The 15,000-nt window shown below is 38.0% G+C and carries 12 protein-coding genes, 1 tRNA gene, 2 rRNA genes, 1 other RNA gene, 3 pseudogenes and 1 other annotated feature (2 of these 20 only partly in view); of the genes and pseudogenes, 4 read left to right on the forward strand and 15 right to left on the reverse strand.

Features of this window, described 5'->3' with window-relative positions; all coding sequences use genetic code 11:
* The 6 genes from AC0OM3_RS13665 to tadA form a co-directional block, all read right to left on the reverse strand.
* Positions 1-148, reverse strand: the 5' portion of a protein-coding gene (locus tag AC0OM3_RS13665; RefSeq protein ID WP_000466019.1) for a YaaL family protein. The gene continues 74 nt to the left of window position 1, outside the view; the window shows 148 of its 222 coding nt (coding positions 1-148); its start codon is at positions 146-148; its stop codon lies beyond the left edge, outside the window.
* The gene (recR, locus tag AC0OM3_RS13670) at positions 126-758 is read right to left on the reverse strand and encodes a recombination protein RecR (protein WP_474212118.1); all 633 of its coding nucleotides are present in this window, start codon (positions 756-758) and stop codon (positions 126-128) included. Before recR ends, AC0OM3_RS13665 begins: the two co-directional genes overlap by 23 nt.
* Positions 759-772: 14 nt before the next feature.
* Positions 773-1,099: a YbaB/EbfC family nucleoid-associated protein gene (locus AC0OM3_RS13675; protein ID WP_014894853.1), complete on the reverse strand. Its 327-nt coding sequence runs from the start codon at positions 1,097-1,099 to the stop codon at positions 773-775.
* A 25-nt stretch (positions 1,100-1,124) separates the two neighbouring features.
* The gene (gene dnaX, locus AC0OM3_RS13680; protein WP_000121561.1) at positions 1,125-2,813 is read right to left on the reverse strand and encodes a DNA polymerase III subunit gamma/tau; all 1,689 of its coding nucleotides are present in this window, start codon (positions 2,811-2,813) and stop codon (positions 1,125-1,127) included.
* A gap of 132 nt (positions 2,814-2,945) precedes the next feature.
* An RNA gene (gene ffs, locus AC0OM3_RS13685) (signal recognition particle sRNA large type) lies at positions 2,946-3,210 on the reverse strand.
* 99 nt (positions 3,211-3,309) lie between these two features.
* Positions 3,310-3,789 carry a tRNA adenosine(34) deaminase TadA gene (gene tadA, locus AC0OM3_RS13690; protein WP_474212120.1) on the reverse strand — a complete coding sequence of 160 codons (480 nt, stop codon included), beginning with the start codon at positions 3,787-3,789 and terminating at the stop codon, positions 3,310-3,312.
* Between the two features lie 109 nt (positions 3,790-3,898).
* Between tadA and AC0OM3_RS13695 the strand changes: the two genes are divergently transcribed.
* The 3 genes from AC0OM3_RS13695 (at position 3,899) to AC0OM3_RS13705 (ending at position 5,870) form a co-directional block, all read left to right on the forward strand.
* Positions 3,899-4,438, forward strand: a complete 540-nt coding sequence (locus AC0OM3_RS13695) for a cysteine hydrolase family protein (protein ID WP_474212122.1) — start codon at positions 3,899-3,901, stop codon at positions 4,436-4,438.
* 125 nt (positions 4,439-4,563) lie between these two features.
* Positions 4,564-5,199 carry a deoxynucleoside kinase gene (locus AC0OM3_RS13700; RefSeq protein ID WP_474212124.1) on the forward strand — a complete coding sequence of 212 codons (636 nt, stop codon included), beginning with the start codon at positions 4,564-4,566 and terminating at the stop codon, positions 5,197-5,199.
* A 2-nt stretch (positions 5,200-5,201) separates the two neighbouring features.
* A complete protein-coding gene (locus tag AC0OM3_RS13705) occupies positions 5,202-5,870 on the forward strand; it encodes a deoxynucleoside kinase (RefSeq protein ID WP_001053585.1) in 669 nt (222 codons plus the stop codon).
* A gap of 35 nt (positions 5,871-5,905) precedes the next feature.
* On the opposite strand, the gene AC0OM3_RS13710 is transcribed toward AC0OM3_RS13705, so the two are convergent.
* The 7 genes and pseudogenes from AC0OM3_RS13710 to guaB form a co-directional block, all read right to left on the reverse strand.
* Positions 5,906-6,298 carry a sigma factor-like helix-turn-helix DNA-binding protein gene (locus AC0OM3_RS13710; RefSeq protein WP_000364191.1) on the reverse strand — a complete coding sequence of 131 codons (393 nt, stop codon included), beginning with the start codon at positions 6,296-6,298 and terminating at the stop codon, positions 5,906-5,908.
* Between the two features lie 166 nt (positions 6,299-6,464).
* Positions 6,465-6,557: transfer RNA gene (locus AC0OM3_RS13715), tRNA-Ser, on the reverse strand.
* Between the two features lie 154 nt (positions 6,558-6,711).
* A pseudogene (gene serS / locus AC0OM3_RS13720) lies at positions 6,712-7,985 on the reverse strand (serine--tRNA ligase).
* Between the two features lie 51 nt (positions 7,986-8,036).
* Positions 8,037-8,258 (reverse strand) — a binding site (T-box leader).
* A 54-nt stretch (positions 8,259-8,312) separates the two neighbouring features.
* Positions 8,313-8,903, reverse strand: coding sequence for a pyridoxal 5'-phosphate synthase glutaminase subunit PdxT (gene pdxT / locus AC0OM3_RS13725; RefSeq protein WP_474212126.1), 591 nt, complete (start codon positions 8,901-8,903; stop codon positions 8,313-8,315).
* Positions 8,904-8,921: 18 nt separating this feature from the next.
* The gene (gene pdxS, locus AC0OM3_RS13730) at positions 8,922-9,809 is read right to left on the reverse strand and encodes a pyridoxal 5'-phosphate synthase lyase subunit PdxS (RefSeq protein ID WP_474212127.1); all 888 of its coding nucleotides are present in this window, start codon (positions 9,807-9,809) and stop codon (positions 8,922-8,924) included.
* 160 nt (positions 9,810-9,969) lie between these two features.
* A complete protein-coding gene (gene dacA, locus AC0OM3_RS13735; RefSeq protein ID WP_129542625.1) occupies positions 9,970-11,277 on the reverse strand; it encodes a D-alanyl-D-alanine carboxypeptidase DacA in 1,308 nt (435 codons plus the stop codon).
* A gap of 113 nt (positions 11,278-11,390) precedes the next feature.
* Positions 11,391-12,848 (reverse strand): annotated as a pseudogene (guaB, locus tag AC0OM3_RS13740) (IMP dehydrogenase).
* A gap of 112 nt (positions 12,849-12,960) precedes the next feature.
* Between guaB and AC0OM3_RS13745 the strand changes: the two are divergent.
* Positions 12,961-13,960, forward strand: a pseudogene (locus tag AC0OM3_RS13745) (YaaC family protein).
* A gap of 34 nt (positions 13,961-13,994) precedes the next feature.
* Here the strand turns inward: AC0OM3_RS13745 and rrf are convergent.
* Positions 13,995-14,110: ribosomal RNA gene (gene rrf / locus AC0OM3_RS13750) — 5S ribosomal RNA — on the reverse strand.
* Positions 14,111-14,160: 50 nt separating this feature from the next.
* A 23S ribosomal RNA gene (locus AC0OM3_RS13755) occupies positions 14,161-15,000 on the reverse strand; it runs 2,083 nt beyond the window's last position.

Consider the following 15,000-nt stretch of genomic DNA (forward strand, 5'->3'; position numbering starts at 1 on the left):
TCAAAGAACAAATGACATCTTGAGACGGTTCTACACTTTGTTCGACCATTCTCTTCTGACGTAACCACTCATTCTTCACTTTTTCCAAAAGTACAATTAACTTATCGTCATACTCTTTACGCAATTTACCCTTTTTTTGAAAGAACATTTTTGTTTCTCCTCTTATCTTCTCTGCGACCTTCTAACGCTTTGGATAATGTCACTTCATCTGCATATTCTAAATCTCCACCAACTGGCAGACCATGCGCAATACGAGTTACTTTAATGCCTGTAGGTTTTAAGAGGCGGGAGATATACATGGCTGTAGCTTCCCCTTCAATATTAGGGTTTGTTGCTAATATCACTTCTTGTACGGTTTCATCATGTAGTCGCTTTAAGAGTTGTGGGATATTAATGTCTTCCGGTCCAATTCCCTCCATAGGAGAAATCGCACCACGTAACACATGATATACACCTTGATACTCTTTCATTTTTTCCATCGCGATTACATCTTTCGGTTCTTGCACGACACAAACAACTGATTGATCTCGATGTGAATCATTACAAATATAACAAGGATCACGATCAGTAATATGTCCGCATACAGAACAGTACGCTAAATCTCGCTTCGCATTTACAAGTGCTTTCGCGAAACCTAACACGTCATCTTCTTTCATATCTAATACGAAAAACGCCAATCGAACCGCTGTTTTCGGTCCGATACCTGGCAACTTCATAAAACTATCGATTAGTTTTGATATTGGTTCTGGATAATGCATGTATCAATATCCTCCTAGAACATTCCACCCGGTAAGTTTAAGCCTTTTGTAAATTTACCCATTGTAGAGTTTGAAAGCTCATCAGCCTTTTTAAGCGCATCATTTGTTGCAGCTAACACTAAGTCTTGTAACATTTCGATATCTTCTGGATCTACAACTTCTTCTTTAATCTTCACTTCAAGAATTTGCTTGTGACCATTTGCGATAACTGTAATCATTCCGCCGCCAGCTGTACCTTCAACTGTTTTTTCACCAAGCTCTTCTTGTGCTTTCGCCATGTCCTTTTGCATCTTTTGCATTTGTTTCATCATGTTATTCATATTTCCCATTCCGCCACGCATCATAATTAATTCCTCCTAATTATTATTACTCTTTTATTTCAATGAGTTCTTGCCCTACTAATTTCACTGCCTCTTCTATAAGAGGGTCTTCCTTTTTCTCCGGACTTTCTTCAGACTCTCCACCTTCACGTTGTAAAAAGTCTTCACGGATTTTACCCCATTCACTTTTGGGAATGGCAATCATATTTAACCTTTTACTTAGCAATTCAAATAAAGCTTGTTCTACTGTATCCATAGCTTCTCGATTTTCGCTCGCCATCTTACAGTGAATCTCATATTGAAATGCTAAAACGTAAGTGTCATCTGAAGCTGCCACCGGTTCGCTATTTTCTAGTAAAACGGCAAACGCTACTTTGTTATATGATTTGAGTCTTCCTAACAACTCACCCCATACAGCTTTTAATTGTTCTAAATCTTGACGCTTCGCTTGTTTTAATACTTCATTTACACGTCCGACAGGAATTTTCATACTTCCTGTTCGTACCGGTTTTGGTGTTGCACGTGTCTCTCTTACTTCTTGTTGTACACCAGCTGGCACACCGTTCTTTTTGACTTGCTCTAACTCTTTCTCCAGTTGCTGCATCCTGTTCATAATTGCTTGCAAACGATCTGTACCATTTGCTTGCATCATAAACTGTTGACACAATTGCACCATAACAACTTCTAAGAAAATACGCGGATGATTTGTCCACTTCATTTCCTGTTGTCCCTTACTAAGGGTATGAATAATCTCATAGATCACTTCCGGTTGCATTTCTTCACTCAACTTACGGAATTGATCATCTACAATTACTCGTTCCAACATATGTTCTAGTTGCGGTGAAGTTTGATATAAAAGCATATCACGATAATAGTAAATGAAATCCTCCATAAAACGAACTGGATCCTTCCCTTTACTCATCATTTCATCTATGATTTGCAATGCTCTTGATACATCATTTTCACGTATGCACTCTACTAAATTTCCTAAGTATTGCTGAGAAACAGATCCTGTTACGGCCAATACGTCTTCTGTCGTAACAATCTCATCACTATAAGATATAGCCTGATCAATAAGACTAAGCGCGTCACGCATACCACCTTCGGCAGCACGTGCAACAATTTGTAATGCTTCATCTTCCACTTGCGTACCTTCATTTGTCACGACCGTTGATAATCTCTCAACAATATCATTCACTGATATTTTTCGGAATTCAAAGCGCTGACAACGTGAAATGATTGTAGGTGGGATCTTATGAGGTTCTGTTGTCGCCAAAATAAAGATAACATGTCCTGGCGGCTCTTCTAAGGTTTTTAAAAGCGCATTGAATGCACCCATAGAAAGCATGTGAACTTCATCAATAATGTATACTTTATATTCTACAGCACTTGGAGCATATTTTACTTTATCTCTAATATCTCGAATTTCATCTACACCGTTATTTGAAGCCGCATCAATTTCTAATACATCTGAAATGGATCCTTGTGTAATTCCTAAACAAGAAGGACATTCATTACAAGGTTCAGCTACCGGAGCATGTTCACAGTTAATTGCTTTTGCAAATACTTTTGCAATTGTTGTTTTTCCTGTTCCCCTCGGACCAGAAAATAAATAAGCATGTGAAACTTTCTCTTGAAGAAGGGCATTTTGCAACGTTTTTGTCACGTGCTTTTGACCGACTACATCTTCGAACTTTTGCGGTCTCCATGTTCGGTATAACGCTTGGTATGACACGAAAATACGGCCTCCCTCAAAGGTTATTATCTCATTTATTATAACCCATTCTGTTTATAGATTCCAAAAGTTATTTTCTATACAAAAAACTCACCTTTTTATTAAGGTGAGTTTTGTATACATATATAACTGCCGTGCACCCTCCGTCGATTACGTACCATAAGCGTTACTCAAGCAGTTAGCTCGGTTCAGGCACTCCTGCGGCACACGAGAAGACCCGCTTATTGCTGCTTCCTTCCGGACCTGACAAGGTTCACGGGGTCCCGTTGCGCAGGACCCAAACGTCAACACCACTTACTTAAGGCAGACCTTACAGCAACATAACCTCGAGAGGGGATTCGGCCTCGCTAGAGCGGATTGCGAGTATAGGGCACCGCTACCTCCCCGCTTAGCACGGCAAAGTTAAAACCAATATTCGGTTGCCTTTATTAAAGGCATTATCAGTATAACTTGTTTCTTTGTAAAATGCAAATACGTTAGTTCTCAGTATTTCCCCCTAATTTTTTTTCGCTTTTCTTTTTTTACGAAGCTCTCTAAAAAAGTTCGTTAACAACGTACCGCATTCTTCCTCTAGTACACCAGATACTACTTCACATTGATGATTGAAGCGTTCATCCGTTAAAAGATTCATCAATGTTCCTGCACATCCGCCCTTCGGATCACTTGCACCATATACAACTCGCTTCACTCGTGATAAAACAATTCCACCGGCACACATTGGACAAGGTTCTAATGTTACATACAATGTTGCATCTTCTAAACGCCATGTCCCTAATTTTTTACATGCCTCATCTATCGCTAGCAACTCAGCATGAGCTATTGATCTTTGCTCAGTTTCTCTTAAATTATGGGCAACACTAATTACCTCACCATCTAACACTATAACTGCTCCAATTGGTACTTCCTGTATTTCCTCTGCCTTTTTAGCTTCTTCTATCGCTAATTGCATAAAATAAATATCTTGATCTTGTTTCATAACATAGTCCTTTCATTACAAATAAAGTACACTTATTTCCATTTACTACACAGGGGATAACTTTTACAAATTCAATCCACCCTAAAAGAAAAAAGAGAGGGGATTACATATGAAAAATACCGCCTTGCTCATTATCGATATGATTAATGACTTTCAATTTTTCCACGGACCCATTCTAGCTAAAAAATGCGAAACTATAACAAACCCTATTTTACAATTAAAGAAAAAAATGAAATCCTTCGGCTATCCTATAATTTACGTTAATGACCATTATCAACTTTGGAGATCTGATATCGACCAACTTATTACTCATTGCACAAATGAATATAGCGAAAATATAATCCATAAAATTGCTCCAAATTCTGATGATTACATTTTTATTAAACCACATTATTCCGCTTTTTATGAAACACCTTTAAATTCATTACTAGGTTATTTAAAAATAGAAAATCTAATATTAACAGGGGTTGCTGGAAATATATGTATCCTATTTACAGCTAATGATGCTCATATGAGAAATTATACATTGTATGTACCACAGGATTGTATCGCCTCTAACAACGACCAAGATAATATACATGCCTTGAAAATAATGGAAACTACATTGAAAGCAAATATAACATCCTCAACCAAAATAAAATTTAATTAATACATATATCTATTTTCTAACTTTTTATATCAAATTAACCCGCTCGCTTCCCTCTTGTGCTACAATAATTCTGTTTTGTGTTTTTAGTAGTCACGGTAAATCACTGATTGAAAGGAGGAAACAGGGTGACCGGAGTACCATTTATCACGGTTGAAGGACCAATTGGTGTTGGAAAAACTTCACTTGCGAAGGAAATTTCAACTCACATGCAACTCCACTTACTAAAAGAGATTGTTGATGAAAATCCCTTTTTAGGAAAGTTCTATGAAGACATCGACGAATGGAGTTTTCAAACAGAGATGTTCTTTCTTTGTAATAGATACAAACAATTAGAAGACATTAACATAAAGTATTTGAATCAAAGGAAACCAGTAGTAGCGGATTACCATATCTTTAAAAATTTAATTTTTGCATCCCGCACATTAAAAGACTCTCAATATGAGAAATACATGCAAATTTATCGTATCCTTACACAAGATATGCCTGTGCCAAATGTCATTGTTTATTTAACAGCTAGCCTAGAAACATTGCAAAAACGAATCGCCATGCGCGGAAGAGAATTTGAAAAAAACATGGATCCAAATTACTTACTACAGCTCACAAAAGATTATGAAACAGCAATGGATGCTTTAAAAAAAGATCATCCAGAAATACCAGTATTGAAATTTAATGGAGACGATATGGATTTTGTAAAAAATCCTGATGATTTAAACGTCATCCTATCTGCCCTTCAAAATACTCTCTTAAAGGAGTCGAAATAATAATGAATTTAAGGCAAAAATATGATATACCCAATGACGCAGTAATCACTATCGCCGGAACGGTAGGTGTGGGTAAATCAACTATGACAACTGCATTAGCTAATGCTTTAGGTTATCGCACATCATTTGAAAAAGTAGATTCCAATCCATATTTGGACAAGTTCTATGCGGACTTCACTCGCTGGAGCTTCCACCTACAAGTGTACTTTTTAGCAGAACGATTTAAGGAACAAAAAAGAATTTTTGAATATGGTGGCGGTTTTGTTCAAGATCGTTCCATTTACGAAGACACTGGAATTTTCGCAAAGATGCATCATGAAAAAGGGACAATGACGGAAACTGATTATGAAACATACAAAGGTTTATTTGACGCTATGGTCATGACTCCTTACTTCCCTCATCCAGACTTATTAATTTACTTAGAAGGTTCTTTCGATGATATTGTCGATCGTATTCAAGAACGCGGGCGCCCAATGGAACAGCAAACACCAATTGAGTACTGGAAAGAAATGCATGGACGTTATGAAAACTGGATTAACAACTTTAATTCATGCCCTGTATTACGCTTAAATATTAATGAGTACGATATTTTAAAAGATGGTGATTCAATCGAACCAATCATTAAAAAAATTGGCCATTTTTTAAAACAAACACGTAAACTTGTAAAATAAAAAACCCGTGCATATGCACGGGTTTTCCTATTAAATTACTTCTTCTTTGTTGGAGCAATAATTTCACTCTCAGGTTTTCCTGCGTTAATGCGCTGACGAACAGTACTTGTACTAATATCGTATGCTTCAGCAATCTCTTTAACAGTCATTTCTTTACCGTTAATTACTGCCGTTAATACTTTACCTGTACGTTTTGGAGCTGCTTCTTTCTTTACAGCCGCTTTTTTAACTTGTTTTGGCGCCTCTACTTTACTCTTAGCTGGTTTTACATCACAAGTACAACCACAAAGTTTACGGAATGTATCATCACTAATAATGCGTGATACATTTGCACCACTGTTTAAAATTCTATTGTTCTTACAGACAGGACATTGTACATAATATAAAGTTTTTCCATCTAAAGGAAACGTTTGTATAATAAGATCCATGTTGACTCCTTTCATATCTATGAAGATAATCATCGGAATATGAGTGTGTAATAAGGACAAGATTACCTTACACCATACTTTATGATTGGTTTTAAAATAAAAACTCGTTACGTGTTGGTAACGAGTTCTCCAATCTCCACTTATATGCGCTGTTGTCAATTATATCTGGAGGAGGTAGAGGGATTCGAACCCCCGCGCGACTCTCGCCGCCTGTCGGTTTTCAAGACCGATCCCTTCAGCCAGACTTGGGTATACCTCCATATTGACATCAAATATAATATCAAAAGAAAAACAGTTAGTCAACCCTACTAAAATAAATTATGAGGAAAGGAAAATTTTACTTTCCCCTTCCTACATTACAGTACTGACAACGCTCATAATTACCAATCACTCATACCGATGAATGTTTAAATTTACTTAATAACTGTTTTTCCTCCCATATAAGGGCGAAGAACTTCTGGAATTATAATTGTACCATCTTCTTGTTGGTAGTTCTCTAAAATAGCTGCAACCGTACGTCCAATTGCAAGACCAGATCCATTTAATGTATGAACATGTTCTGGTTTTCCATTTGGCTCACGGCGGAAACGGATATTTGCACGTCTCGCTTGGAAAGCTTCAAAATTACTACAAGAAGAAATTTCACGATATGTGCCATAGCTCGGAATCCATACTTCAATATCGTATTTCTTCGCTGCTGTAAATCCTAAATCGCCTGTGCACATGCTCATAACGCGATATGGCAACTCTAATAATTGTAACACGCGTTCTGCATCATTTGTTAATTTTTCTAACTCTTCATAAGAATCTTCTGGTTTTACGAACTTCACAAGCTCTACTTTATTGAACTGATGCTGGCGAATTAAACCACGTGTATCACGCCCAGCTGAACCTGCTTCAGAACGGAAGCAAGAGCTAAATGCAGCATATCTTATAGGCAATTGCTCTTTATTTAAAATCTCATCACGATGCATATTCGTTACAGGTACTTCAGCTGTTGGAATTAAGAAGTAATCTTCACTTTCAATACGGAATGCATCTTCTTCAAACTTTGGAAGTTGCCCTGTTCCCGTCATACTTGCACGGTTTACCATATATGGAGGTAATACTTCTTCATATCCATGCTCATCAGTATGAAGATCAAGCATAAAGCTAATTAAAGCACGCTCTAATCTTGCACCAGCACCTTTGTAAAATACGAAGCGGCTTCCTGTTACTTTCCCAGCGCGTTCAAAATCTAAAATTCCTAAATCAGTAGCAAGATCCCAATGTGGTTTTGGCTCATAAGTAAATTCTTTCACTTCTCCCCAAGTACGTGCTACTACATTATCATCCTCTGTTTCACCAACTGGAGCAGATTCATGAGGTATATTTGGAATAGATAACATTAATCTTTCTAAGTCTTCTTCAACTGTACGAAGTTCGTTATCAAGATCCTTTACTTTTTCTCCAACCTCACGCATTTCTAAAATTAGAGCTTCTGCATCTTTCTTTTCGCGCTTTAATACAGAAATTTGTTGAGATACTTCGTTCGTTTACTTTTTAATTCTTCTGTCTGAACAAGTAGTTCTCTTCTTCTCGTATCAAGTTCTTCAAAACGTCCGAAATCAGTTAAATCTTCGCCTCTATGCTGTAATTTCGCTTTTACTTCTTCAAAGTTTGTACGTAAAAATTTAATATCAAGCATTATATACTCCTCCTTTTATTTTATAAAACACAAAAAACTCCCGTCCCTATATAAAGGGACGGGAGTTAACCCGCGTTGCCACCCTAGTTGAAAGCATTACTGCTTTCCTCTCAAGTAGAAATAACGGCTCTTCACCGGGAATGCTTACTAATCCAAAAGATATTCCACATTCCATTCCAGGATGGATTCACAAACTGTTTCTATCGATTTCCACCAACCATCGACTCTCTATAAGAAACGACATTTGTTACTATTTCCTATCAACACGCTTATTTTATAAAATTGTTACCATCAATTTACTATAATCTTATACAAGTTGCAAGTTACTTATACAACTTTTTTCATTTTCGCTTCTTTTACCATTTCAACAAAGTATGCTGTCACACGATGATCATCTGTTAATTCCGGATGGAATGAAGCAGCTAAAAACTGATTTTGTCTTACCGCTACCATTCGATCACCATGCTTAGAAAGCACTTCAACATTATCAGCTACTTCTACAACATACGGCGCACGGATAAATACACCAACGAAGTCTTCACCCACGCCTTCAATTGAAAGTACAGCTTCAAAACTATCCTTTTGGCGTCCGAACGCATTGCGCTCAACTGTAATATCCATAGCACCAATATGTGCTTCTTCATAGCCAATAAGTGTTTTCGCAAGAAGAATCATCCCTGCACATGTACCAAACATTGGTTTACCAGACTTTGCAAATGTACAAAGTGGTTCCATGAAAGCATACTTATCAATAAGACGGCGCATTGTTGTACTTTCACCGCCCGGTAAAATAAGACCATCAATCTCTTCAAGTTGCTCTATACGCTTTACAACAACAGCTTCTGCACCACTTGCTTCAACTGATTTTACATGTTCACGAACTGCACCTTGAAGACCTAGTACACCGATTTTCACCATTTTAAAGTTCTCCTTTAATTACCATCCACGCTCTTGCATGCGTTGTTCTGGTAATAACGTTGAAATTTCGACACCCTTCATTGCATTACCTAATCCTTTAGAAAGGCTTGCAATTAGTTCGTAATCTTCATAATGAGTCGTTGCTTCAACGATTGCACGTGCAAATTTCTCTGGGTTTTCTGATTTGAAAATACCAGATCCAACAAATACCCCATCAGCACCAAGTTGCATCATTAATGCTGCATCTGCTGGTGTTGCTACACCACCTGCCGCAAAGTTTACAACTGGTAAACGACCAAGGCGTTTAATTTCAAGTAGTACTTCATAAGGAGCACCAGTATTTTTTGCATATGTCATTAACTCATCTTCACGTAGACTTGCAACTTGACGGATTTCTGCATTGACTTGGCGCATATGACGCACTGCCTCTACAATGTTTCCTGTTCCTGGTTCACCTTTTGTACGAAGCATAGATGCACCTTCTGCAATACGACGTGCAGCTTCTCCGATATTACGGCAACCACATACAAACGGAACTGTGTAATCACGTTTATTTAAATGGTATACTTCATCGGCAGGAGTTAATACTTCACTCTCATCGATATAGTCTACCCCTAATGATTCTAATACACGTGCTTCTACAAGGTGACCGATACGGCATTTTGCCATAACCGGAATTGACACTGCACCCATAACTTCTTCAACGATTGTTGGGTCTGCCATACGAGAAACGCCACCTGCTGCACGAATATCTGCTGGTACACGCTCTAATGCCATAACGGCAACTGCGCCTGCCTCTTCTGCAATTTTTGCTTGTTCAGCGTTAACTACGTCCATAATAACGCCGCCTTTTTGCATTTCTGCCATTCCACGTTTTACACGTTCTGTCCCTGTTACATTTGTCATGTACAAAAACCCCCCTAGGTGAATTGCTTTCCCCCGTTAAAGGCGAAAATTAAGAATACTCTTACATTCTACCACTAACTATCAGATGCTTGTCTACTACTTTTTCATAAAGTCGGTATGAAAAATAGGAATAAAAAAAAGCTCCTATCATGAGGAGCTTTTAAAACCAACCTTTTACTGTATCAACAGCACTATTCCACATACCACTAAAGAATGAACCAATTCCGCGCATAGCACGAGTAAACCAGTTTGCTTCTTCCACTTCAGATGTTGTTACAAGATCCACTTGCAGTGACTTACCAGTTAAAAATCCAGGGTCGTTTGTATCTTTTGGCGTAATTACCATTTGACCAAGCGCAGCTCCCTTTTTAATAGGTGCTTCTTGTCCCTTACTTGATTCTTTTAATTCCGTTTTATAAACATCTTTACTTCCTTTTGGCACTGGAAGTGAAATTGCTTGTTTCGTTTGAACTGCTACATCTTTATCTTTCGCATTTTCTACTCGTACTGTTTCTTGTCCTTTTACTGAAGAACCTTTTTTATACATTTGTTTTACTTCAAAGTTAGCAAATCCATAATCATATAGCTTCTTTGTTTCATCAAAACGTGCTGTATGAGAACTTGTTTTAATAACTACAGAAATAAAACGCATTCCGTTTCTTTCAACCGTACCAGTGAAGCAATCTCCTGCTTCTGGAGTTGAGCCTGTTTTTAGGCCGTCTACGCCATCATATTCTTTAACTAAGCCCTTTAACATCCAGTTCCAGTTCGACATTGCAAACTTCTCTTTTTCTGGACGGAATTCTTTTTTAGGGATTTTTGCTGTATCTAACACTTTTGGATAATCTTTAATTAAATGTTGTGCTAAAGTTGCAACATCCTTTGCAGACATTTTATTTTCTTCATCCGCTGTTGTTCCTTCAGGATGCATTCCCTTTAAATCTTTATTCGTTAAACCTGTAGAATTGACAAATTTATAATTTTTCAACCCTAGTTCTTTCGATTTATCATTCATCATTTTTACGAAGTCTACTTCTTTACCTGCAATTGCTTCTGCTAATGCAATTGTTGCACCATTTGCAGAAAAGATTGCCATTGCCTCGTATAACTCTTTTACTGTATAAGAGCCACCTTTTTCTAATGCAACATTTGATAATGAAGCATCTTGTGAAACCTTATATGCATATTCAGAAACCTTAATTTTCTGGTCCCACTTAAGTTTTCCTTTATCCACTGCTTCGTGAACTAAATATTCACTCATCATCTTTGTCATACTAGCAATGGATAATAATTCATCTGCATTCTTTTGATATAAAATTTTCCCAGAATTCGCTTCTACTAAAATTGCCGCACCTGCTTCAATGTTTAAAGCGGCTCCTGTTTCAGCTGATGCATTGCTATATGGCATAAAAATGCTACAAGCTAGTGTAAGCACTGTTACCAAAGCAATGAATCTTTTGCAAAACATACCTTTCACTTTTGCTACCCCCAATATCTATGTACTCACATAACCGTTATTCTAACATAATCAAAAAAAAATAGACAGAGATATCAAATCTCTGTCTATTTGTATATAAGACATTATAATGAGTAGTTTGGAGCCTCTTTTGTAATTTGTACGTGATGAGGATGACTTTCACGTAAGCCAGCACCTGACATACGAATGAATTGTGCATTTTCGCGTAAGAATTCTAAATCCTGTGCTCCGCAATATCCCATACCTGCACGTAAGCCACCAACTAATTGGTGAACTGTATCTGCTAAAGGTCCTTTATATGGTACTCGTCCTTCAATACCTTCTGGGACAAGTTTTTTATTGCCTTCTTGGAAGTAACGATCTTTACTTCCTTTTTCCATCGCACCGACAGAACCCATACCACGATACACTTTAAATTGACGACCTTGGTAAATTTCAGTTTCTCCAGGGCTTTCTGCAACACCTGCAAACATGCTACCTAGCATAACAACATGTGCTCCTGCCGCTAAAGCTTTCACCATATCACCAGAGTACTTAATACCGCCATCAGCAATAACTGGAATGCCGTGTTTACGAGCTTCTGTTGCACAATCATAAACCGCAGTTAATTGTGGTACACCAACACCGGCTACAACGCGTGTTGTACAAATAGAACCTGGTCCAATACCAACTTTAACTACGTTTGCACCAGCTTCAATTAGTGCTTTCGTTGCTTCAGCAGTAGCAACATTTCCAGCGATAATATTTAGTGATGGATATTTAGCACGAACTTCTTTTACCTTATCAATAACACCTTTAGAATGCCCATGTGCTGTATCAAGTACAATTGCATCTACACTAGCTTTTACTAATGCATCGATGCGAAGCATAGCATCCGCTGTTACACCAACTGCTGCTCCAACTAATAAGCGTCCTTGCTTATCTTTAGCAGAGTTTGGGAATTCAATTACTTTTTCAATATCTTTTATTGTAATAAGCCCTTGTAATACACCGTTATTATCAACAAGAGGGAGTTTTTCAATTTTATACTTTTGTAGGATCTTTTCAGCTTCTTCCAGTGTAGTACCAACTGGAGCTGTAATTAATTGTTCTTTTGTCATTACGTCAGAAATTTTGATTGAGTAGTCTTGGATGAAGCGCATATCACGGTTTGTAATAATACCAACTAATTTTCGCTCATCTAAATTATTTACAACCGGTACACCTGAGATACGATATTTTCCCATAAGATGTTCTGCATCATATACTTGATGTTCTGGAGTTAAGAAGAAAGGATCTGAAATAACGCCGCTTTCAGAGCGCTTTACTTTATCAACTTGCTCTGCTTGTTGCTCAATAGACATATTCTTATGAATAATTCCTAAACCACCCTGGCGAGCCATTGCAATAGCCATGTCAGCTTCTGTTACTGTTCCATTCCTGCACTAATTAACGGGATGTTTAGCTGTAAGCTTTCAGATAAAACTGTTTTAACACTTCTTCTCTTGGTAATATATCTGCCTAGCTGGTAAAGTAATACATCATAAAAGTCAAACCTTCTTTAAAAATTTAGATTCCCACATAATTGTTCCCCCTATGATACCAGAAATTATTATTAGTAGTTATCAATTGGTTAAAATATGTAAGGACGTATATATATGTTAGAATTTTTAGACAATAAAAGGAGCGTAATATATGCATCAAACATCTTGTACTTGGCAGCAGTTAAGTTTCTTTTTTTCATCTCAAAACGTACAACGTTATCTTGCCCGTTGTTACGAAAAATCCTCTATTCAGGATGCCGAAAAAAAAAGTTTTGAAAATTGTTATCCCTTTATTTATTACTTAGAACACGGGAAAAATTATTATGAATTATATAAGCAGCTCCATTTTCCATTCAACCAATGTTGTTATTTTATGGAATTAGTCAACTTTTTAAAGCATGCCTACTAACTATTGACCCTAACTATCCTGAATCCACTACTGTTTTAGCTCATGGCGTTACAACTCGCAAACGAAAAAAAAAGGGTATCAATTTTTAGAAGATGAGGTGAAGGTACAAAAAAACGGATTATTTACTCATGTTGCAGAACAACTGTTTCACATGAAACACTTAGAAGCAGAAAAATTTAACATGTTAGAATTAATGGGAAATATTCCAGAATTACAAAATTTATTTCGTTATAGTCAAAAAGGATCAACTTTATATAAAATCGATTCAACAATTAAAAATGAGCTCTCCTTTTCAGTCAACCTACTAGATCGATTACATATGACTAAAGAGAGATTTTCTCGTTACATTGAAACATCTTGTAAGCATTTATCAATACAGCACGTACCTGAGAAGACTAATGAATCGAATTTACTTTTTACAGCGCCCATTCAATCATGGAATCCTATGTACAGTACTCCTTTATACTATGAACATCTTACTAATACTTATTATTTGCCACTTACGACTGATCCTAGAAATCCTAAGCCAATATTACCTGAACTCCTCATTCATTATTTATTGCTCTATAATTTAAGCATGATTTCTAGGTATGAAACAGATTGGTGGTATGACTTACTTGGCAGTTATGGTTCTGAAGATTATCCATTTATTTATCAATTTCTAAGTATTTCTGCTCAAAAAATCCCTTACTATATTTCAAATTTTTTATTAATGGAACCAAATCTATTTCATGGTAAATAAAAAAACACAAGTCAAATGACTTGTGTTTTTAGTTGCTTGGCGACGTCCTACTCTCACAGGGACAAGGTCCCAACTACCATCGGCGCTAGAGAGCTTAACTTCCGTGTTCGGTATGGGAACGGGTGTGACCTCTCTGCCATCATCACCAAACTATTGAAGGCAATATTCCTTCAAAACTAGATAACATTGCTTCATATTATATGGTTAAGTCCTCGATCTATTAGTATTCGTCAGCTCCACATGTCACCATGCTTCCACCTCGAACCTATCAACCTGATCATCTTTCAGGGATCTTACTAGCTTACGCTATGGGAAATCTCATCTTGAGGGGGGCTTCATGCTTAGATGCTTTCAGCACTTATCCCTTCCGCACATAGCTACCCAGCTATGCCCTTGGCAGAACAACTGGTACACCAGCGGTGCGTCCATCCCGGTCCTCTCGTACTAAGGACAGCTCCTCTCAAATTTCCTACGCCCACGACGGATAGGGACCGAACTGTCTCACGACGTTCTGAACCCAGCTCGCGTACCGCTTTAATGGGCGAACAGCCCAACCCTTGGGACCGACTACAGCCCCAGGATGCGATGAGCCGACATCGAGGTGCCAAACCTCCCCGTCGATGTGGACTCTTGGGGGAGATAAGCCTGTTATCCCCGGGGTAGCTTTTATCCGTTGAGCGATGGCCCTTCCATGCGGAACCACCGGATCACTAAGCCCGACTTTCGTCCCTGCTCGACTTGTAGGTCTCGCAGTCAAGCTCCCTTATGCCTTTGCACTCTACGAATGATTTCCAACCATTCTGAGGGAACCTTTGGGCGCCTCCGTTACACTTTAGGAGGCGACCGCCCCAGTCAAACTGCCCACCTGACACTGTCTCCCGGGTCGATAAGACCCGTAGGTTAGAATTTCAATACAGTCAGGGCGGTATCCCACCAGCGCCTCCACCGAAGCTAGCGCTCCGGTTTCAATGGCTCCCGCCTATCCTGTACAAACTGTACCAAAATTCAATATCAGGCTACAGTAAAGCTCCACGGGGTCT

The organism is Bacillus sp. FAU20, assembly GCF_056033865.1.